At 39.3% G+C, this 1,476-nt stretch carries 2 protein-coding genes and 1 pseudogene; all 3 read right to left on the reverse strand.

Annotated elements, in window-relative coordinates:
• A pseudogene (locus tag FTU50_RS15225) lies at nucleotides 1–125 on the reverse strand (CmlA/FloR family chloramphenicol efflux MFS transporter); the annotation flags it as partial.
• Nucleotides 126–199: 74 nt separating this feature from the next.
• A complete protein-coding gene (locus tag FTU50_RS15230; protein ID WP_078081115.1) occupies nucleotides 200–1,075 on the reverse strand; it encodes an SDR family oxidoreductase in 876 nt (291 codons plus the stop codon).
• An 86-nt stretch (nucleotides 1,076–1,161) separates the two neighbouring features.
• Nucleotides 1,162–1,476 (reverse strand): hypothetical protein (locus tag FTU50_RS15440; protein WP_218944809.1); only part of this gene is annotated, 315 nt, incomplete at its 5' end.

Here is a 1,476-nt window from a genome sequence, read left to right on the forward strand (position 1 = left end):
GTCGCGAACGTCGCCACCAGCATGGCCGACGCGCCCACTGCTTGAAGTAGACGGAAAGCGACAAAGGCCGGTGCAGTTGAAGACCAAGCTGCTCCCAGAGACGCAATGACGAAAGCCGTTGCGCCCGGCGATTAAGTTAATAAACATATTAAATCATTAATTAGTTTTTGTAGTTTAGAGAGTTTATTTCTTAGGGTTTCTATTCCTCAATTATTCCGTATCCTTCTGGTGCAGGAATCCCATGTTCCGAAGAACGACTGACTGATTCCCACTCTTTCCATGTAAATATACGTTTTTCTGCATTTTCAACAGCTAAATCATATACAAGGCTTCCCAGAACTAATCGGAGAGGCGGATTCTCACTATTAACCAGTTTCATTATAGCTTCGGCGGCTAACTTAGGATCACTATCCACCGATTCGTTTGAATATTGTTGGGCCAACTTTTCACGTAATGAATCATACTCTTTTTTCTGTGTAGTAAAACTCATTTTTAAGTATAGATTCGTCCAGTAACCTCCAGGTTCTACGATAGATACTTTTATACCAAAATGTGCAGCTTCTTGTGCTAAAGCCTCGCTAAATCCTTCTAAAGCAAATTTACTAGCGCTATAGATTCCCGACATTGGACCACTAATCAGTCCACCAATACTAGATATCTGGATAATATGACCTGATTCTTGTGCCCGCAAGTACGGCATAACAGCTTGACTTACCCATACTGTACCGAAGAAATTAGTTTCCATTTGGCTTCTAACTTCATCTTCACTAAATTCTTCAATCATTCCCATTACCATATTCCCTGCATTGTTAATGACAATATCGAGTCTTCCAAAATGTTTAATGGCAGTTTCCACTGTAGTCGAAACAGCACTTCTATCAGTAACATCAAGACTTAAAGGAAGTAACATTCCTTCAAACTGGCATTTTAACTCATTCAGTTTTTCAATATTTCTAGCAACACCAACAACCTTCTCTCCTGACTCCAATGCTTTTTTTGTGAATTCGTATCCTAGTCCACTGCTTGCACCTGTAATAAACCACACACGTGTATTTTCATTGTTATTAAATGTCATAAATAATCTCCTCCATTAATCATGTAATATTGGTATCATTCAATACCAATTTAAAACAAACAAAATAAAGAGCACAGGCAATCTGCCTATGCTCTAAATATAGAAATATAAAATTTCAACAGGATTAATCCGATTGTTGGTATCACAAATAAGCCATCAAATTCATTGATGTACCCTTTTCTACGAAGTGTCATGGGAGATCTCCCTTTAAAATAAAAAAGAGGAAGATTCCTCTCCCCCTTTTTACTATAACCGTATAATAAAGGTTTCCTATACGTATAGGAAGAATAAACGCCCTTTTCACCCAAGTCCAACAGCTTTGGACCGCAGTTGACTCTTTCGACACCCCTGCGATGCAACCCAATCCGGCTGACGGGGAGCCAGCAACGCTGAAAATTTAC

It is taken from the genome of Acinetobacter sp. YH12112 (genome assembly GCF_013418945.1).
Classification (GTDB): Bacteria; Pseudomonadota; Gammaproteobacteria; order Pseudomonadales; family Moraxellaceae; genus Acinetobacter; species Acinetobacter indicus.

Coding starts and splice junctions, on each gene's coding strand:
- FTU50_RS15230 (WP_078081115.1), bottom strand. CDS start 1,075: ATGACATTTAATAACAATGAAAATACACGTGTGTGGTTTATTACAGGT.